The sequence below is a fragment of the Streptomyces sp. NPDC051677 genome (assembly GCF_044453465.1).
Classification (GTDB): Bacteria; Actinomycetota; Actinomycetes; order Streptomycetales; family Streptomycetaceae; genus Streptomyces.
Genome location: NZ_JBITCT010000033.1, coordinates 69,021 through 86,722 on the forward strand (window position 1 = coordinate 69,021; position 17,702 = coordinate 86,722).

The 17,702-nt window shown below is 71.6% G+C and carries 8 protein-coding genes; 5 read left to right on the forward strand and 3 right to left on the reverse strand.

The window, feature by feature from the left end:
- Positions 1-11: 11 nt before the first annotated feature.
- Positions 12-1,136, forward strand: coding sequence for an AAA family ATPase (locus ACIBAF_RS32200; protein WP_399467703.1), 1,125 nt, complete (start codon positions 12-14; stop codon positions 1,134-1,136).
- Positions 1,133-3,949 (forward strand): hypothetical protein, encoded by a 2,817-nt coding sequence (locus ACIBAF_RS32205; RefSeq protein ID WP_399467704.1) that lies wholly within the window; start codon positions 1,133-1,135, stop codon positions 3,947-3,949. The genes ACIBAF_RS32200 and ACIBAF_RS32205 overlap by 4 nt, the downstream gene beginning before the upstream one ends.
- Here ACIBAF_RS32205 and ACIBAF_RS32210 read toward each other — a convergent pair.
- Both ACIBAF_RS32210 and ACIBAF_RS32215 read right to left on the reverse strand, forming a co-directional pair.
- Complete coding sequence (locus ACIBAF_RS32210) at positions 3,942-5,510, reverse strand: hypothetical protein (protein ID WP_399467705.1); 1,569 nt, start codon at positions 5,508-5,510, stop codon at positions 3,942-3,944. The two genes, ACIBAF_RS32205 and ACIBAF_RS32210, sit on opposite strands and share 8 nt — an antisense overlap.
- Positions 5,511-5,606: 96 nt before the next feature.
- On the reverse strand, positions 5,607-10,763 hold the full coding sequence (locus ACIBAF_RS32215) for a family 43 glycosylhydrolase (RefSeq protein ID WP_399467706.1): 5,157 nt from the start codon (positions 10,761-10,763) through the stop codon (positions 5,607-5,609).
- Between the two features lie 286 nt (positions 10,764-11,049).
- Here ACIBAF_RS32215 and ACIBAF_RS32220 point away from each other — a divergent pair, with 286 nt between their 5' ends.
- Complete coding sequence (locus ACIBAF_RS32220; protein WP_399467707.1) at positions 11,050-14,424, forward strand: pyruvate carboxylase; 3,375 nt, start codon at positions 11,050-11,052, stop codon at positions 14,422-14,424.
- Between the two features lie 4 nt (positions 14,425-14,428).
- Here the strand turns inward: ACIBAF_RS32220 and ACIBAF_RS32225 are convergent, their stop codons facing one another.
- On the reverse strand, positions 14,429-15,403 hold the full coding sequence (locus tag ACIBAF_RS32225) for an STM4015 family protein (protein WP_399467708.1): 975 nt from the start codon (positions 15,401-15,403) through the stop codon (positions 14,429-14,431).
- A 246-nt stretch (positions 15,404-15,649) separates the two neighbouring features.
- Between ACIBAF_RS32225 and ACIBAF_RS32230 the strand changes: the two genes are divergently transcribed.
- Positions 15,650-16,756, forward strand: a complete 1,107-nt coding sequence (locus tag ACIBAF_RS32230) for a M23 family metallopeptidase (protein ID WP_399467709.1) — start codon at positions 15,650-15,652, stop codon at positions 16,754-16,756.
- Positions 16,757-16,965: 209 nt separating this feature from the next.
- Positions 16,966-17,688 carry an FAD binding domain-containing protein gene (locus tag ACIBAF_RS32235; RefSeq protein WP_399467710.1) on the forward strand — a complete coding sequence of 241 codons (723 nt, stop codon included), beginning with the start codon at positions 16,966-16,968 and terminating at the stop codon, positions 17,686-17,688.
- The last annotated feature ends 14 nt before the right edge of the window (positions 17,689-17,702 follow it).

The following is a 17,702-nucleotide window of genomic DNA, read 5'->3' on the forward strand; positions in this document are numbered from 1 at the left end:
AAGGCCCTGCCATGACCGACCTCCTGCGCGCCCCCGCCGAGCTCAAGTACGCCGAGGAACTCGACTGGCTGGAGTCGATCGACGACAACCCCAAGCCGTTCTCCTGGCGGCTGTCGCCGAAGATGGTCCGCCTGTTCATCCTCGGTTCCGAGCGCGCCGACGGCCTCGACCGGGAGATCGCCCAGAAGTGGTTCGGCGACCGCAGCTTCGTCGAGCGCTCCATCGTCACCCTCGCCTCCGACCGCGGGCTGCTGCTCATCGGCGACCCCGGCACCGGGAAGAGCTGGCTGGCCGAACTGCTGTCGGCCGCGATCTCCCGCAACTCCACCCTGGTCGTCCAGGGCACCGCGGGCACCACCGAGGACCACATCAAGTACTCGTGGAACGTCTCGATGGTCATCGCCAAGGGCCAGTCGCGTGAGTCGATGATCCCCTCGCCGATCATGACCGCGATGGAGACCGGGTCGATCGGCCGCTTCGAGGAGCTCACGCGCTCCACCAGCGACGTCCAGGACGCGCTGATCTCGATCCTGTCCGAGAAGTACATCTCGGTCCCGGAGCTGGGCAGTGACCAGGACAGCGACAACATCGTGTTCGCCAAGCCCGGCTTCTCGGTCATCGCCACCGCCAACAGCCGCGACCGGGGCGTCAACGACCTCTCCTCGGCGCTCAAGCGCCGCTTCAACTTCGTCCGCATCCCGGTGGTGACGAACAAGAAGAGCGAGGCGGAGATCGTCCGCTTCCGCACCGAGGAACTGCTGCGCCGCCACCAGATCGAACTCGACGTCCCGCCGACCCTGCTGGACGTGCTGCTGCAGAGCTTCGCCGACCTGCGGGCCTCCTCCGCAGCGGCCGGCAGCGACGACGAGAAACTGGAGTCCGCGCTGTCCACCGCCGAGCAGATCGGCGTCCTCGAGGACGCGATCCTGCACAGCAACTTCTTCGGCGAACGCGCCCTGACCGCCCACACCCTCGCCTCCTCCCTCGTCGGCTCCCTGGCCCGGCGCGCGCCCGAGGACCTCGCCATCCTCAACAAGTACCTGCACGGCGTCGTCGAACCGCGCAGCAAGGAACAGGGGGGCTCCTGGCCGGAGTTCCTCGAAGGCGGCCGCGACGCGATCGCGACCCTGTCATGAGCGGCGTCGTGAGCGGCGGCGCCTTCGAGGGGCTGCGCGGCCAACTGCACCAGGCGGCAACGGCGTTCGCCGACGGTCCCGGAGCCCTGGAGGGCATCCTGCGCGGCATCGTCGACGACGTCGAGCGCGCGGTGCGCGAGCCCCTGGAGATCTTCCCGGTCTGCCACCACTCACCGGCCTCGGCGATCGCCATGGCCCGCCGGCTGCGCGAGAAGCAGCCGAAGGCGGTCTACCTGGAGCTGTGCGAGGACATGGCGCCCCTCCTCACCGAGCTGCGCAACTGCCGCCTCCCGGTGGCGGTGCAGGCGTTCGCCAGCGAGGTCGAGGGCTTCCCCGCCGACTGGGCGCCGCTCTCGGTGGTCGCCCCGGTCACCGAGGCCTCCGCCGAGTACCAGGCCATCGCCTACGCGCTCGACACCCCGGGCGTCGAACTGGTCCTCGTCGACCGTTCCTCGGACCATGTCTTCCAGTGGGAGACCGGGCCGGACGCCGACCACACGGCGCAGGCCGACCCCGACGCGCCACAGGCCGAGGAGCAGACCGCGCTGCACGGCGACGCCGTCGGCGTGGAGATCGGCGACCTGCGCCCGCGCTTCGCCGAACTGGAGGAGCACCTCCTGCGCCACGGCCGGGTGCGGCACTGGTCGGAGTGGTGGCACCAGTACGTCGAACTGCCCCTCGGCGACAGCGACCACGACACCTACCGCCAGGTGATGCTGCTCATCGGCAGCCTCTTCCGCCGCCTCGCCCCCGGCGACCCCGCAAAGGTGAGGGTCGACGAGGACCGCGAGCGGTACATGTGGACGCGGATGCGCCAGCACCTGGCCGCCACCGGCGCCGACCCCGCGGACTGCATCTACGTCTGCGGCGCCTTCCACGCGGCCAGCCGGGTCGCGGAGTTCGGCGTGCACGGCAGCGACTCCTTCACCATCAGCCCGCCGAGCCCCACCAAGTGGCGGCACGGCCTCATCCCGTCCAGCCACGCGGCGATCGAGGCGCAGTTCGGCCTCGCCGCGGGCTCGGTGTCCATCGCGGCGACCGAGTGGGCGAAGAACGTCAAGCGCACCGGCGTCCGCCCGTACCGCCTGGAAGGCCAGGCGGGCACGAAGAAGAGCACGAAGCCGAAGAAGGCCCTTCCCGCGCTCACGGCTCCCACGGCCCCGCCCACCGACCGGCTCACGGGCTTCCTGCAGCGCCCGCCCGCCCTCGACGCCCTGGACGAGGCCGAACTGCTCGGCTGGTCGGTCGACATCGTGCGCGCCGCGCGCCGCAACGGATACCTCGCCTCCACCGCCGACGCCATCGCCGTCTTCGAGACGTCGATCCTGCTGGCCGCAATGCGCGATCGCGCCAAGCCGACGGCGTACGACTTCCAGGACGCGGCCGTCACCTGCATCGAGAAGGACGCCGTACCGGGCCGGCGGGACGTGGGCCGACTGGTCGAGATCATGATGGGCGGCGACCGCGTCGGCCAGGTCGGCTACGACGCGCTGCCGCCGCTGGCCCGTGACGTGCACGACCGGCTCGCCCCGCTGAACCTGCGGCTCCAGCAGCGCGGAGTGCAGCGCGCCCTGCTGGACATCGCCTCCCGGCCGGAGCTGGAGCCCTGCTCCGACCTGCTGTGGATGCTGCGCCGCCTGCTGCCCCACGGCGCCGCCCGCCCCATCATGGGCGAACGGCGACTCGGCGAGCGCCCCATCCAGGAGTCCTGGGACCTGGCCCTGGGCACCCACCAGCGGGCCCTCATCGAACTCGGCTACGAGGGCGTCAGCATCGAGCAGGTCCTCGAACAGCGGCTACGGCGGGCCGCGTATGCCCCGCAGGCCACGGCTGCCCAGGTCCTGGAGGCCGTCGAGGACGCCACGCTCCTCCTGCGCAGCCGCCGCCTCGCCGACGAACTCGGCACCCGGGCCCTGGAGGTCCTGGCGGGCGAACGCAGCGTCGACGGCGCGCCGGAGGTGCTGCGCCGCGTCCGCAGACTGCTGGCCCACTACCGCACCGCCGAACCGGTGCTGCCGCCCTGGATCGAGTCGTTCGTCAAGACCGGCTACGCGCACTACTGCACCCTGCTGCCGACGGCGTTCACCGACGAGGACGCGACGGTCCGTCAGGTCGCGGCGATGCTGGGCTTCCTGTTCGGCATGGAGAGCCTCGCCCTGTCCCTCGGCTGCGACCGCGCCCAGCTCGAACTCGCCCTGGCCCAGTCCCATCCGACCGAGCCCTCCCGCACCGCACTGCTGTGGGCGGCGCAGACCCACCTGGGCGCCCTGCCGAGGACGGCGCTGCGCGAGCGCTGCGCCGAACTCCTCGGCAACCCGCTGGTCGTCCCCGCCTACCCCCGCTACCTCAGCGGGTTCGTGCACGCCCTGGAACCGGTGCCGGGCCTGGCCGACTTCGTCGTCGAGGCCGTGTCCAACGCGTTCGCCCGGCTCCCGGACCCGGTCCTGCTGCCCTGGCTGCCCACGTTGATCAGCACCCTGCGCGCGAGCGGCACCGAGCTGGCGCCGCTGCTGATCCGCGAGGCCGGCCGCGTCTTCCCCGCCCGGCTCACGGAGCTCGACGCCTGGGTTCCGCCGTGGCGACTCCTGCAGGAACCGCCGCCCGCGCACCCGGAGTCGGCGGCGGGCGCCGCGGGCGGTCTGCCGCTGCTCGCCGCCCACCCCGCGACCTGCGACGCGCTGGCGGACCTGCTCGGCTACGACGGGACGTGGGAGACCGCCGACGCCCCGTCCGGCACGTCGCCCGCAGCAGCCCTCCTCGGCCGGTATCCACGGACCGCGCAGGCGCTGGCGGCGCTGTTGGCCGTCAGCTGACCGGCAGCGCCGCCGCCAGGGCGCGGAGCGCGCCCTCTTCCCACGCCGGGTTGGCGGCGGCGTGGTGGGCGAGCTCCTCGTCGTCGAGCAGCTCCGCCAGCCGGGCGGGCGGAAGGTTCGGGTGGCGCGCGAAGGCCGCCCGCACATCGGGCTCGGGGTCCCGGCTGAGCCGCTCCACGGTGGCCGGCGGGGTCCCGGGGTCGCGGGCGGCCAGGACCCGCACGGCGGGATCCTCGTCGTCGGCGTGGCCGGCCAGCCCGTCGGTCGGGAAGTGCGGCCGGGTGACGAGATGCGCGCGCTCGGGGCCGGTGTACTCCAGGAAGCTGCGCAGCAGGAGCGCCGCCGGGGCGTCCGGATGGTTCTGGGCCAGCAGGACACGGACGCCGAGGTCGTCGTCGCCGGCCAGCCGGGCCACGAGGTCCGGCGGCAGGGCGTGCTCCTTCGCCGCCTCCCGGCGCAGCATGGGGTGCCCGGAGAGCGCGTCCCGGCGGACGGCCTCGGGATCCCTGGTCACCAGACGCTCGGGGTAGAAGCAGAACGGCTTGTCCAGGGGGGCCTCGTACGCGATCGCGGCCCGTTCCACCTCGGTCCATCCGGGGTGGACCGACACGGACAAACGCACCTTCGGGTCCGGGTCCGCCGCGAGGACACGCCGGTCGTCCTGATCGAGGTCCGGGTGGCGGGCGATTGTCTGGCGTATGTCGGATTCGGGATCCGCGACCAGCGCGCGGCGCTCGGCGGCGCCGAGGTCCGCGCGGCGTGCGATCCCCCACCGGACCTCCGGATCCGGATCGGCGGCCAGGAGGGCCACGACGTCAGGAGGGAGACTGGGGTTGCCCGCGATCATCCGCCGGTCCGCGGGACCGGCCGGGGCGGTGAGGACGCCGTCCACGACGGCCCGGCTGAGAGCGTCGTGCAGCAGCATGCCGGTGCGGGCGTGACAGGACCGGTCGGGCAGCTCGCTCTCCACCCACGCGGGATCCTCGTGGCGCAGCCGGTCCTCGGCCCGCCCGCGGACCTCGTCGTCGGGGTCGGCGAGCAGCGCCGCCCGTGTCTGCGGGTCGTGCCACCCCCACATGCCGACGCCCCAGGCCCGGACCTTCGCGTCCGGATGCGTCGCCATGGAGCGGCGCAGTCCGAGGGAGAACTGCCGGTAGAAGCTCCCGCCCAGGTGCTCGGGGTCGTAGGCGTTCATCATGTGGACGACGGCGTCGTCCGGCAGCGGCCGGGGCTCGGCCGGGGGAGTCACCCGGGGCGCCTCGGCGAGGTGGGCGCGCACGAACCAGTGCGGATCGTCCAGCAGCCGCACCCGTTGCGCCGGGTCGACGTGGGGGTTACGGGCGAAGAAGCTACGGGTGCGGTGGTCGGGATGCTCGACGACGGCGTCGACGACCGCCTCGGGCAGGACCCGGTCCCGGCACAGCACCATCCGCACGGCGAGCGGCGCCTTCGCCAGCAGGTGCAGCAGGACGTCCTGCGGAGCGGATGGATTGAGCGCGACGCCGGCCAGGCGTCGGGCGGCGAGAGATGCGTCCTGCCAGATCTGCTCGGGTGTGGGCATGTGTCGTGTCCCCCCAGGAAACGATCGGGCCCCCTGCCTCGGGCAGGGGGCCCATGACCTTAACCGCCCGGCTCGATCAGGAGCCAGGCAGTTGAGCTACCGGCGCCGGAGGCCGACCGTGAGGACGCCGTTGACCTTCGCGGGGTAGCCGCTGTCGTAGACCGCCTTCCCGTCGGACTTCTTCCAGATCTTCATGAGGAAGAAGTCCGGGTTGTCGGTCGCGGTGACGCGGAAGGCGTAGCCGCTCTTGCCGTCGATCGTGCCCGAGCCCTGCAGGACGGCCTGGGAGCCGGAGACGACGAGCCAGTCGAAGCCGGTGGAGCGGAACTTCAGACGGGGCTGCTTGAGATCGAAGGCGACCTGCCCGACCGGGGCGGAGAAGCCCGGCATATAGCCGACGGAGAGGGAGAAGAACGCCTTGCCGGCGGTCCCCGCACCCACTGCCGGCCCGGCCGCCCGGTCGTACACGATCAGCTCGGGGAGCGTGCTGGCGACCGCGGCGCCGTCGTCGTCGGTGACGGTGATCACCGGACGTCGGATGCCCGCCGAGGCGTAGGTGTGCACCGCCCGGCAGCCGGACGAGGTGACCGTGCCGGCGGCCGGCTTGCTGCCGTCCTTCCAGTCGACCACGCACGTGTGGGCGTCACCGGCGCCCGGGTCGGCGAACCGGGCGGTGACGGCCGTGGACCGGCCGACCGAGACCGGGCCCGACGGGCCGGTGGCCGACGTGATCGACGGAGCCGCGTTCGTCACGGTGACGGTCGCGGTGTCGGTGCTGCGCCCGCCCGTCAGGGTGAGGGTGTAGGCGCCGTTGTCGGCGCAGGTGACCGTCGTCCGGGCGGCGGCCGGGTCCGCGACCGTGCACGGCGCGCCCGACTCGACCGTCCACCGTGCGCCGCCCGCCCCGGAGACCGTCCCGTTCAGGGCGATCGCGGAGCCCTCGACGCCCTTGGCGTCCGGACCGGCGTGGACGATGGTGACCGGATCGATGCTCGTGAGCGTGGGCACGACCTTCTTGATCAGGCCGTCGGCGTCGAACTCCAGCTTGTCGACCGTGGTTTCGCGGTGCGTGCCGTCACCGCCGGGGATCGCGAACCGGTGGTAGGCGATGTACCAGTCGTCGGTGCCCGGCACCTGCACGACCGAGTGGTGGCCGGTGCCCAGGATGCCCAGCGAGGTGTCCTTCTCCAGGATCACGCCCCGCTTGGTCCAGGGGCCGGTGGGGGAGGGACCGGTGGCGTAGGCGACGCGGTAGTTCTCGTCCCGGGTGTCGTTCTCCGACCACATGAAGTAGTAGGTGCCCTTGCGCTTCACCACGAACGTGCCCTCGTTGTAGCCGCTCGGGGTGATGTCGGTGATCTTCGAGGCGTCGAAGGAGACCATGTCGTCGTTCAGCGGCACGACATAGGCGTGGCCGTTGCCCCAGTACAGGTACGACCGGCCGTCGTCGTCGGTGAACACCGCCGGGTCGATCATCTGGCCGCTCAGCTGGCCGGCCTTGAGCAGGGGCTTTCCGAGAGCGTCCGTGAACGGACCGGTCGGCGAGTCGGAGACCGCGACCCCGATGTTCGCGTCGGCGCAGAAGTAGAAGTAGTACTTGCCGTCCTTCTCGGCGATCGTCGGCGCCCAGGCCCTGCTGTCCGCCCAGCTCACGTCGGGACCCAGGTCGAGGATGACGCCGTGGTCCGTCCAGTGCACCAGGTCGGTCGACGAGTACGCCTTGAACTGCGTGCCGCTCCAGCCCTCGAAGCCGTCGGTCGTCGGGTACATGTAGAAGGTGTCGCCGAAGCGGACGATGTTCGGGTCGGCGTTGAGACCCGGCAGGACGGGGCTCTTCATGATGAGCGCGGAGACCGTCCAGGTGCGCTTCTTGCCGTCGGAGCCGGTCACCTCGTACGTCACCGGCTTGCTGAAGTCCTGGACGCTGCCCGAGGCGGGGCTGATCGCCGCGCCGTGGGCCAGCGTGAACTCCGGTGCCAGCCTGGTCAGATCGGTGCCCTCCTTCGCGGGGAGCGTGATGCGGCTGCCGGCGTTGTCGATGAGCGCGTCGACCTTGAGTGCGGAGGCGGTCGCCAGGGCGACGCCCGCCGTGTTTCCGCTGAGCTCCATCACCTCGGCGGCCGTCAGGGCACGGCCGTAGATGCGGAAGTCGTCGACCTCGCCGCCGAAGTACGGGTCGCCCGAGTACAGGGAACGGCCGATGTACCCGCTGTAGTCCTTGTTCGCGTCGTAGAGCTCGGACGGCTTGATGGTGGTCGTCGTGCGGGCCGCCTCGACGCCGTCGACGTAGAGGATCATCGTGCCGGTGGCGCCGTCGAGGGTGACGGTGACGTGCCGCCACTCGCCGGGCGTGAGCTGCTTGGCCGTCAGTTTCGACTCCGCCGACCAACTGGCCTTCGTGATCGCCGAGTAGAGGCTTGAGCCGCCGTTGGAGGGGGTGGCGAAGAGGTACTTGTTGCTGTCGGGGCCGAGCCCGAACAGCCACTGGAAGTTGCCGCCGCCCTTCCACTTCGCGTACGTCGACACGGTGACGCTGTCGGCGTTCTTGAGCACTCCGTTCGGGATCTTCACGTAGGGGGACGTCGCGGAGTCGCCGGACATCTTGAACGAGCCGCCGTCCACGCCGGCGCCGAAGTCGGGGGTACGGACGTAGGTGCCGTGGTAGCCGTGGCCGCTGGAGTCGACCGCGATGTTGCCGGACGTCTCGTCGAAGCCGTAGTCCAGCAGCAGGTCCGCCGGGACGTCAGCGCCCTCCTCGGACACGGTGACCTCGGCCCGGACCGGTATCGCGGCGCCGTCGGGCAGGCTGCCGGTCACCGTGAAGACGCCGGCCTGCGCGTAGGCGGACGCAGGGACGTCGTCCCAGGCCACCGCCACCGGACGCTTGACGCCGTCGGCGTAGGTGGCGATCACGGTCGCGGGGAGTACCGGGGCCTCGCCGATCCGGGTCTTCACCGACACGCCCTCGACGCTCCCGACGAGCTGGTCGGGCTGGTAGGCGCGCAGCAGTCGGTCGTACTCGGCCTGCGTGACCGGCAGGACCGTGCCGTGGCGGGGCTTCGACGGCAGGTCGTAGCCGGCGGACGGAGTCCAGGCGCCGGAGGCGAGGTCCGTCGTCTCGAACGGGATGTATCCGCGACCGCCGAACTCGTCGAGGAACGCGTACCACTTCTCCTCGGTGTTGGACTTGAAGACCAGCGGGCCCTCGGCCGCGTTCATCGCACCCTTGCCGATGCCCTCGGCGACCGGGCTCCAGGAGAGGTTCAGCAGCGAGGCGCTCTTCTCCTCGAAGATGAACTTGCTGTTGGGCGTGGAGGAGGTGTTGTTGCGCTCGTCCTTCGACAGGCGGAAGTACGTGCCGTCGTGCTGGATGACGGTGGAGTCGATGACCGAGTAGCCGCGGTCGATCCAGACCTTGGGCTCGCTGAACGTGTAGAAGTCGCGGGTGGTGGCGTACATCATCCGGTTGTAGGTGTCGCCGGAGTGCGCCGCGTTGTCGTACAGCTTCGACGCCCAGAAGACGACGTACTCGCCGAGCCGGGTGTCGTAGTACGCCTCCGGCGCCCAGGTGTTGCCGGCGCTGTCGGGGGAGATCTTCACCAGGCGCTGGTTCGTCCAGTGGACGAGGTCGGTGGACTCCCAGATCATGATCGACTTGCTGCCGGTGCGCTGGGCCGCGTCCCAGTCGCCGTTGCCGTAGATCCTGAGGTCGGTGGCGATCTGGTAGAACTTGTCGCCCTCGGGGGAGCGGATGATGAACGGGTCGCGCAGGCCCTTCTCGCCGAGCGTGGAGGTCAGGACGGGCTTGCCGTCGTTCAACTCCCGCCACTTCAACGGGTCGTTGCCCTTGCTCAGCGCGGCGTAGAGCTGCTCGCCGTCCGCGGTGCCCTCACCGGTGAAGTAGCTGAACATGTAGCCCTTGAGGGCTTCCTTCGCGGGCAGTTCGGGGACCTTCGCGGTGAAGGTGCGGGTCGCCGTCGCCGTGCCCTTGGCGACGGTCGCCGTCAGGTCGACCGTGGTGGCGCCGGCGCCGTGTGCGGGGCGGTGGACCACACCGTCGGCGGAGATGACGTCCGGGGCTGCCGAGGACCACGTGACGGCGGTGCCGTAGGAACCTGTCGCCGGGAGCGCGAGGTTGCCGCGGACGTCGTCGAGGTTGTGGACGCTGAGGGCTTCGGCGGCCTGCTCGGCGGCGGCCTGGTCGTCGAAGGCGGGGAGGACCGTGACGTCGAACGACTTGGTGTCGGTGACCGTGCCCTTCTTCAGGGTCGCCCTGAGCGTGGCGTGGCCGTCCGGCAGGCCCGCGGCGGGACGGGTCACCTTGCCGGCGTCCGACACGACGTCGGGGTTGTCGCTGGCCCAGCTGATCGCGGAGCCGCCGGCCGTGCCGGTCTTCGGCAGGCTCAGATCGGCGGTGACGGCGTCGGTGTCGCCGAGGTCGAGCGCGGCCTTGTCGTCGGCGACGCCCTGTGTGGCCACGGGGAGGGCGAGCTGCTCCACGTCGGAGGCGGCCAGCGCGCGGTCGTACACACGGAAGTCGCGGATGTCGCCCTTGAAGAGCCTGTCGCCGGAGTAGACGGACTTGCCGATGTAGTTGGCGGTGGTGATCCCGGAGCCGATCGCGCCGGGGGTGATGGTGACCGAGGTGTTGCGGGCGACCTCGACGCCGTCCTCGTACAGCACGCCGGTGGTGCCGGACTGCGTGTAGGTGAGGTGCTTCCACACCGAGCGGCTCAGGTTGTGGGAGTCGGCCGGCTTGGTGGTCTGTTCCGTCGACCAGTTGCCGGTGGCGATCGAGGTGCGCAGGGAGTTGCCCGTGGTGAACAGGTAACCGTTGCCGTTGCTTCCGCTGGAGTTGCCGAAACCGTAGAGGAAATACGGAGTCGACTGGCCGGCGTCGATCCGCACGTCCATGGCGACGCTGATCGCGTTCATGCCCTTCATGACGTCGTTCGGCACCTTGATGTAGGTGTCGGAGCCGTTGAAGGAGAGGCCCTGGCCGGTGGACGACCACCCGGCGGCGCCGTTGACCGTGCCGTCGCGGCCGTGGCCGGAGGCGTCGGTCACGGTGGCGCCGGACGTGGCGTCGAGCTTGTACCAGAGCGCCAGGCCGTCGGAGACGTCGGCAACCTCCGCCGCCTGTACGGGAGTTGCCGCACCGGCGAGGCCCATGACCAGTGAGACGGCGGTCAGCGCGGCGAGTTGTCCCGCCCCGCGTCTCGCGCGTCCGCGGAGTCGTTCTCTGTGCGCCATGTGAGCCCGCCGTTTCAGCCGTGTGACGTGATGTTGCGAGAGTGTCAAACGGCGTACGGTGTGGCGTCAAGAGATCTCGAACGATGTCCGACAGGCCGAACGGGTTGGACGGGGCGTGGCTGCTGCTCCCTGGCAGGCGTCTTCCTCGCCCTGATCGGGCGTCGGAATTCACCCGGACACGGTCCGAACGAGCGAGACATGCGGTGAGTGGCCCGACTCACATGGCCAATACGGTCACTCACCGCCACGATGGGTCCCGTCACCGGCAGGCTGAAGGGGTCCCAGGATGTTCCGCAAGGTGCTGGTCGCCAACCGTGGTGAGATCGCGATCCGTGCGTTTCGCGCCGGCTATGAGCTGGGCGCGCGCACGGTCGCCGTCTTCCCGCACGAGGACCGCAACTCACTGCACCGGCTGAAAGCCGACGAGGCCTACGAGATCGGCGAGCCCGGACACCCCGTGCGCGCCTACCTCTCCGTCGAGGAGATCGTCGGCGCCGCCCGCCGGGCGGGCGCCGACGCCGTCTACCCCGGCTACGGCTTCCTCTCCGAGAACCCCGAACTGGCCCGCGCCTGCGAGGAAGCGGGCATCACGTTCGTCGGCCCCGACGCCCGGACCCTCGAACTGACCGGGAACAAGGCCCGGGCCGTCGCCGCGGCCCGCGAGGCCGGCGTGCCCGTGCTCGGCTCCTCGGCGCCGTCCAGCGACGTCGACGAACTGGTACGCGCCGCGGACGACATCGGCTTCCCCGTGTTCGTCAAGGCGGTCGCCGGCGGCGGCGGGCGCGGCATGCGGCGCGTAGAGCACCCCGCGCAGCTGCGCGAGTCCATCGAGGCGGCGGCCCGCGAGGCGGCGTCCGCGTTCGGCGACGCCACCGTCTTCCTGGAGAAGGCCGTCGTCGACCCCCGCCACATCGAGGTGCAGATCCTCGCCGACGGCGAGGGCAACGTCATCCACCTCTTCGAGCGTGACTGCTCGGTCCAGCGCCGCCACCAGAAGGTCATCGAGCTGGCCCCCGCGCCGAACCTGGACCCGGAACTGCGGGACCGCATCTGCGCCGACGCCGTGCGCTTCGCCCGCCAGATCGGCTACCGCAACGCGGGCACCGTCGAGTTCCTCCTCGACCCCGACGGCAACCACGTCTTCATCGAGATGAACCCGCGCATCCAGGTCGAGCACACGGTGACCGAGGAGGTCACCGACGTCGACCTCGTCCAGGCCCAGCTGCGCATCGCCTCCGGCGAGAGCCTCGCCGACCTCGGTCTGTCGCAGGAGACGGTCACCCTGCACGGCGCGGCCCTGCAGTGCCGTATCACCACCGAGGACCCCGCGAACGGCTTCCGACCCGACACCGGCCGCATCAGCGCCTACCGCTCCCCGGGCGGCTCCGGCATCCGCCTCGACGGCGGCACCACCCACGCGGGCACGGAGATCAGCGCCCACTTCGACTCCATGCTGGTCAAACTCACCTGCCGGGGCCGGGACTTCAAGACCGCGATCGGACGGGCCCGGCGTTCCGTGGCCGAGTTCCGCATCCGCGGCGTGGCCACCAACATCCCGTTCCTGCAGGCGGTCCTCGACGACGCCGATTTCCAGTCCGGACGCGTCACCACGTCGTTCATCGAACAGCGGCCCCACCTGCTCACCGCACGCTCCTCCGCCGACCGCGGCACGAAGCTGCTGACCTTCCTCGCCGACGTCACGGTGAACAAGCCGCACGGCGAACGCCCGGAACTGATCACCCCGGCCACCAAGCTCCCGCCGCTGCCCGACACCGAGCCGCCGGCGGGCTCCCGCCAGCGACTGGTCCACCTCGGCCCCGAGGGCTTCGCCCGCTGGCTGCGCGAGTCGCCCACCATCGGCGTCACCGACACCACCTTCCGCGACGCCCACCAGTCCCTGCTCGCCACCCGCGTGCGCACCAAGGACCTCCTCGCCTCGGCCCCGCTGGTCGCCCGCACGCTGCCCCAGCTGCTGTCCCTGGAGTGCTGGGGCGGCGCCACCTACGACGTCGCCCTGCGCTTCCTCGCCGAAGACCCCTGGGAGCGACTGGCGGCCCTGCGCGAGGCCGTCCCCAACATCTGCCTGCAGATGCTGCTGCGCGGCCGCAACACCGTCGGCTACACGCCGTACCCGACCGAGGTGACCGACGCCTTCGTGCAGGAGGCCGCCGCCACCGGCATCGACGTCTTCCGCATCTTCGACGCCCTCAACGACGTCGGCCAGATGCGGCCCGCCATCGACGCCGTACGCGAGACCGGCACGGCCGTCGCCGAGGTCGCCCTCTGCTACACCTCCGACCTGTCCGACCCGAGCGAGCGCCTCTACACCCTCGACTACTACCTGCGCCTCGCGGAGCAGATCGTCGAGGCCGGCGCCCACGTCCTGGCCGTCAAGGACATGGCGGGCCTGCTGCGCGCCCCGGCCGCCGCGAAGCTCGTGGCAGCCCTGCGCCGCGAGTTCGAGCTTCCGGTGCACCTGCACACCCACGACACCGCCGGCGGCCAGCTCGCCACCTACCTGGCCGCCATCCAGGCCGGCGCGGACGCCGTCGACGGCGCCGTCGCCTCCATGGCGGGCACCACCTCGCAGCCCTCGCTGTCGGCGCTCGTCGCCGCCACCGACCACTCCGAGCGGCCCACCGGCCTCGACCTGCAGGCCGTCGGCGACCTGGAGCCCTACTGGGAGAGCGTCCGCAGGATCTACGCCCCCTTCGAGGCCGGCCTCGCCTCCCCGACCGGGCGCGTCTACCACCACGAGATCCCCGGCGGACAGCTCTCCAACCTGCGCACCCAGGCCGTCGCGCTCGGCCTCGGCGACCGCTTCGAGGACATCGAGGCGATGTACGCCGCCGCCGACCGCATCCTCGGCCACCTGGTGAAGGTCACCCCCTCCTCCAAGGTGGTCGGCGACCTCGCCCTGCACCTGGTCGGCGCCGGAGTCTCCCCGCAGGACTTCGAGGCGACGCCCGACCGGTACGACATCCCCGACTCCGTCATCGGCTTCCTGCGCGGCGAGCTCGGCACCCCGCCCGGCGGCTGGCCCGAGCCGTTCCGCAGCAAGGCGCTGCAGGGCCGCGCCGACGCAAAGCCCGTGCAGGAGCTGACCGCCGAGGACCGCGAGGGACTGGAGAAGACCCCCCGCACCACCCTCAACCGGCTGCTCTTCCCCGGCCCGACGCGCGAGTTCGAGACCCACCGCCAGGCCTACGGCGACACCAGCGTCCTCGACAGCAAGGACTTCTTCTACGGCCTGCGCCCGGGCAAGGAGTACTCCGTCGACCTCGAACCGGGCGTCCGCCTCCTGATCGAGCTGCAGGCCGTCGGCGAGGCCGACGAGCGCGGCATGCGCACCGTCATGTCGTCCCTGAACGGCCAGCTGCGGCCCATCCAGGTCCGCGACCAGGCGGCGGCCTCCGACGTCCCGGTCACCGAGAAGGCCGACCGCACCAACCCCGGGCATGTCGCCGCGCCGTTCGCCGGCGTGGTCACGCTGGCCGTCGCGGAGGGCGACGAGGTGGAGGTCGGCGCGACGATCGCCACCATCGAGGCGATGAAGATGGAGGCCACGATCACCGCGCCGAAGGCCGGACGGGTGAGCAGGCTGGCCATCAACCGCATTCAGCAGGTGGAGGGCGGTGACCTGTTGGTGGTCGTGGGCTGAGCGCTCACTCGCCGGCGGACACGTACCGTCCGCCGTCCGCGTGCTCCCGCTCCTGCTCGGAGAGGTCGACCCGCACCCCGTGGGGCTCCAGGGCCTGCCGCACCCGTTCCATCATGGCGTCCGTCAGATAGTGGTGGTGCAGGTCCAGCTCCTGAAGGTGCAGCAGGGGCTGGCCGGACAGCAGGGCCTCGGCTCCCGCGTCGCCGAGCGTGCCGCGGCCCAGGTGCAGGGCCGTCAGGCGGGCGACGACGGGCGCGGAGGCCACCGCGGCGGCGATCTCGTCCTGGATGTCGGCGTTCTGCAGGCCCAGTCGGCGCAGCGCGGGCAGCCGGGAGCCGTCCAGGACCGGCGCGAGGTCGGCCACCGTGGTGCTGCGGCCGTACCACTCGTCGCCCAGCCACAGGTCCAGGTGTTCGAGGGCGGGCAGGTCGGAGGCGGCGAGGCCGTGCACCACCTGGGCGGGCAGCCCGCCGTTCTCGAAGCGGAGGACGCGCAGCGACTCGTGGCGCAACGGCGTGAACTCCAGCCCCGGCTCGCCGCTGAAGCCGCCGCCCGAACCCCGCACGGCGAGCTCCTCCAGCCTCGGGTACGCGGCGAGGAACGGGCTGACGTCGTCCTGGACGATCCACGAGAGCTCGGCCTCCTCGAATTCGAGGTCGGCGAGGTAGAGGGCCCGAAGACCCGTCAGCCGGTCCGCCGCCGCGGCGAGCCGTGCGGCGGTCTCGCCAGGGTCGGCGGCGTCGTGCTCGGTACCGTAGGCGCCCGCCCCGAGGACCAGCGCCCGCACACCGGCCGGGTCCACGGTGTCGAGGAAACGATCCCAGCATTCGGGGTAGTCCTCGTCGAAGACGCCTTCGCCGTTCCGGGAGAGCCGCCAGGCGACGGACCCCGGCTCCGGCAGGGTCGCGGGGCCCTCACCGGGCCTCGGGAACTCGTACACCGGCAGGCCGTGCAGTTCAGAGAGGTGGTCCAGGGCCATGGCAGGAGCCTTACGTGCGGGACGGCGGCCGGCGACAGGAAGTCCCGGCCCGTGCGCCGCCTGTTGTATCAAGGCCCCCTGACCGGATCAGCCCGCCGAAAGGCCGCCGACGGCCAGGTCTGCCCTCGCGGACAACAGGTCTGCCCCCGCGTCCGGTGACGTCCGCCGGACGACGGGCTAACCTCCGGCCGTGAACACCAGCACCTTCCCGGACCGGCTTGTGACGGACCGTCCGGAGCTCTCCGCGTGAGCGACGAGCACGCCCTCGAGACCCGCCCGGCCGACGAGCCGGCGACCCCGCCGCAGCCGCCCGCGCCACGGCCCCGCCGACGCGGTCCCGGCCCCTTCACCCTGCTGGTGCTGCCGGGCCTGTTCACCCTGTCGGCAGTGGCCGGGTTTCTCGTCCTGACCGGCGGGCTCCCCGCGGACTGGACGCCCGGCGACGGCTCGGAGCAGCCCGCCGCCGACGGCGTCGACGAGACGTACGGGCCCTGGCTGCGCAAGGCGGCCAAAGCCTGCACGGTCGTCACCCCCTCCCTCCTCGCCGCCCAGATCGACCAGCTGTCCGGCTGGAACAACGACAGCGCCACGACGGCCGACGAGCAGGGCATCGCCGCGTTCACGGCCGCGGGCTGGCGGACCTGGGGCAAGGACGACGACGGCAACGGCAGCTCCTCACCACGCGATCCGGCCGACGCCATCATGGCGCTCGGCCGGCAGGACTGCTCCCTCGCCGGGAAGATCACGGACCTCAGGACCGACGGGACCGTCTCCGGCGAGCTCGTGGACCTCACCCTCGCCGCCTACGCGGTCGGCACGGACGCGGTGGTCGCGGCCGGGCGGGTGCCCGCCGGGGCGCAGACCTACCTCACCGAGGTGAAGGCCCTGTTCACCCGGTACGAGGCGTTCGACCGGGAGGACTTCAGCGGCGGCGGGCAGGCGAACGCGATCCTGGCCGCACCCGTCACCACCCTCACCATCACCTCCCCGTACGGATCACGCCAGCACCCGCTCACCGGCGTCACCAAACTCCACACCGGCGTCGACTTCGGCGCCCCGCAGGGAGCCCAGGTCTCCGCGGCCCGCGACGGCCGGGTCGTGTTCGCGGCCATGACCAAGGCGTACGGCAACCGCGTCGTCGTCGACCACGGCGGCATCGACGGCAAACGCCTGGAGACGACGTACAGCCACCTGTCGGCCATCGAGGTCACCGCCGGACAGACCGTGCGGACCGGAACCCCGATCGGAAGGGTCGGCTCCACCGGCCTGTCCACCGGCCCCCACCTGCACTTCGAGGTCATCTACGACGGCTCCTACACCGACCCGCAGCCCTGGCTGGCGCTGAACGGCTGAACGGCTGAACGGCTGTACGGGTGTACGGGTGAACGGCTGTACGGATGAACGGCTGAACTGCTGAAGGGTTTCAGGGGCTCGACATGGTGCAGCCTTGAGCCCTGTATGCGCCCCCGCGCGCCTGGGCAGAATCCGTTCTGCCATTGATCATGCGGGGGAGCGGCACACCGTCCTCCCCACGAACCTCCAGGGAAGGCAGGTCGGTCGTCGTGCAGTTGCGTCTTCCCTCCTCCATATCCGAAGCACAGCGGTGTCTGGCCGAGGGAGCGGTACCGGTAGGCGGCGCCACGCTGGTGTGGGCCGGCTGGCAGCGCGACGGCTTCCCCGAGCAGGCCGTGTCGCTGCGCAATCTGCCGGAGGCCAACACGGTCGGCCCCGAGGAACTCGGCGGGGCCGTGCTGCTGCACCGGGTCGACGCGACCGTGCCCGAAGTACTGCACCGGGCGGCCTCCGGAGTGGGCACGGGCGCTGTGCGCCGGACGGCCACCGTCGGCGGCAACATCGTCGGCAGCACCCTGCGCTGTCTGCTCCCGGCCGCCCTCGTCCTCGACGCCAGTGCCGTCGTCCTGGAAACCGAGGGTGTGTACGAGACCGACCTGACCGAGCTGCTGGCGAAGCGTCATGTGCTGCTCGCCCTGCGCTGGCGCACCCCCCTGGCCAGCGGTTATCGCAAGCTGGAGGGTGAGGCGGGCGGCCCGCCGCCCCTCGTCGTCGCCGCCGCGGTGCACGCCGACGGCGACGCCCCCGGCCACCTGCGCGTGGCGGTGCGCGACGGCTACGAGGTGCTCAGCGAGAGCGTGCGGTACGACGCCGACGCCACCCAGGTCCTCGAGACCCTGGCGGGCACGGACCTGGGCGCTCTGCCCGCCACCGCCCGGGACGCCCTCCGAGACGAGGTCGCCGACGTGCTGGCCCGCGCCGCCGGCGCCTGAGGCCCGCCCACGGG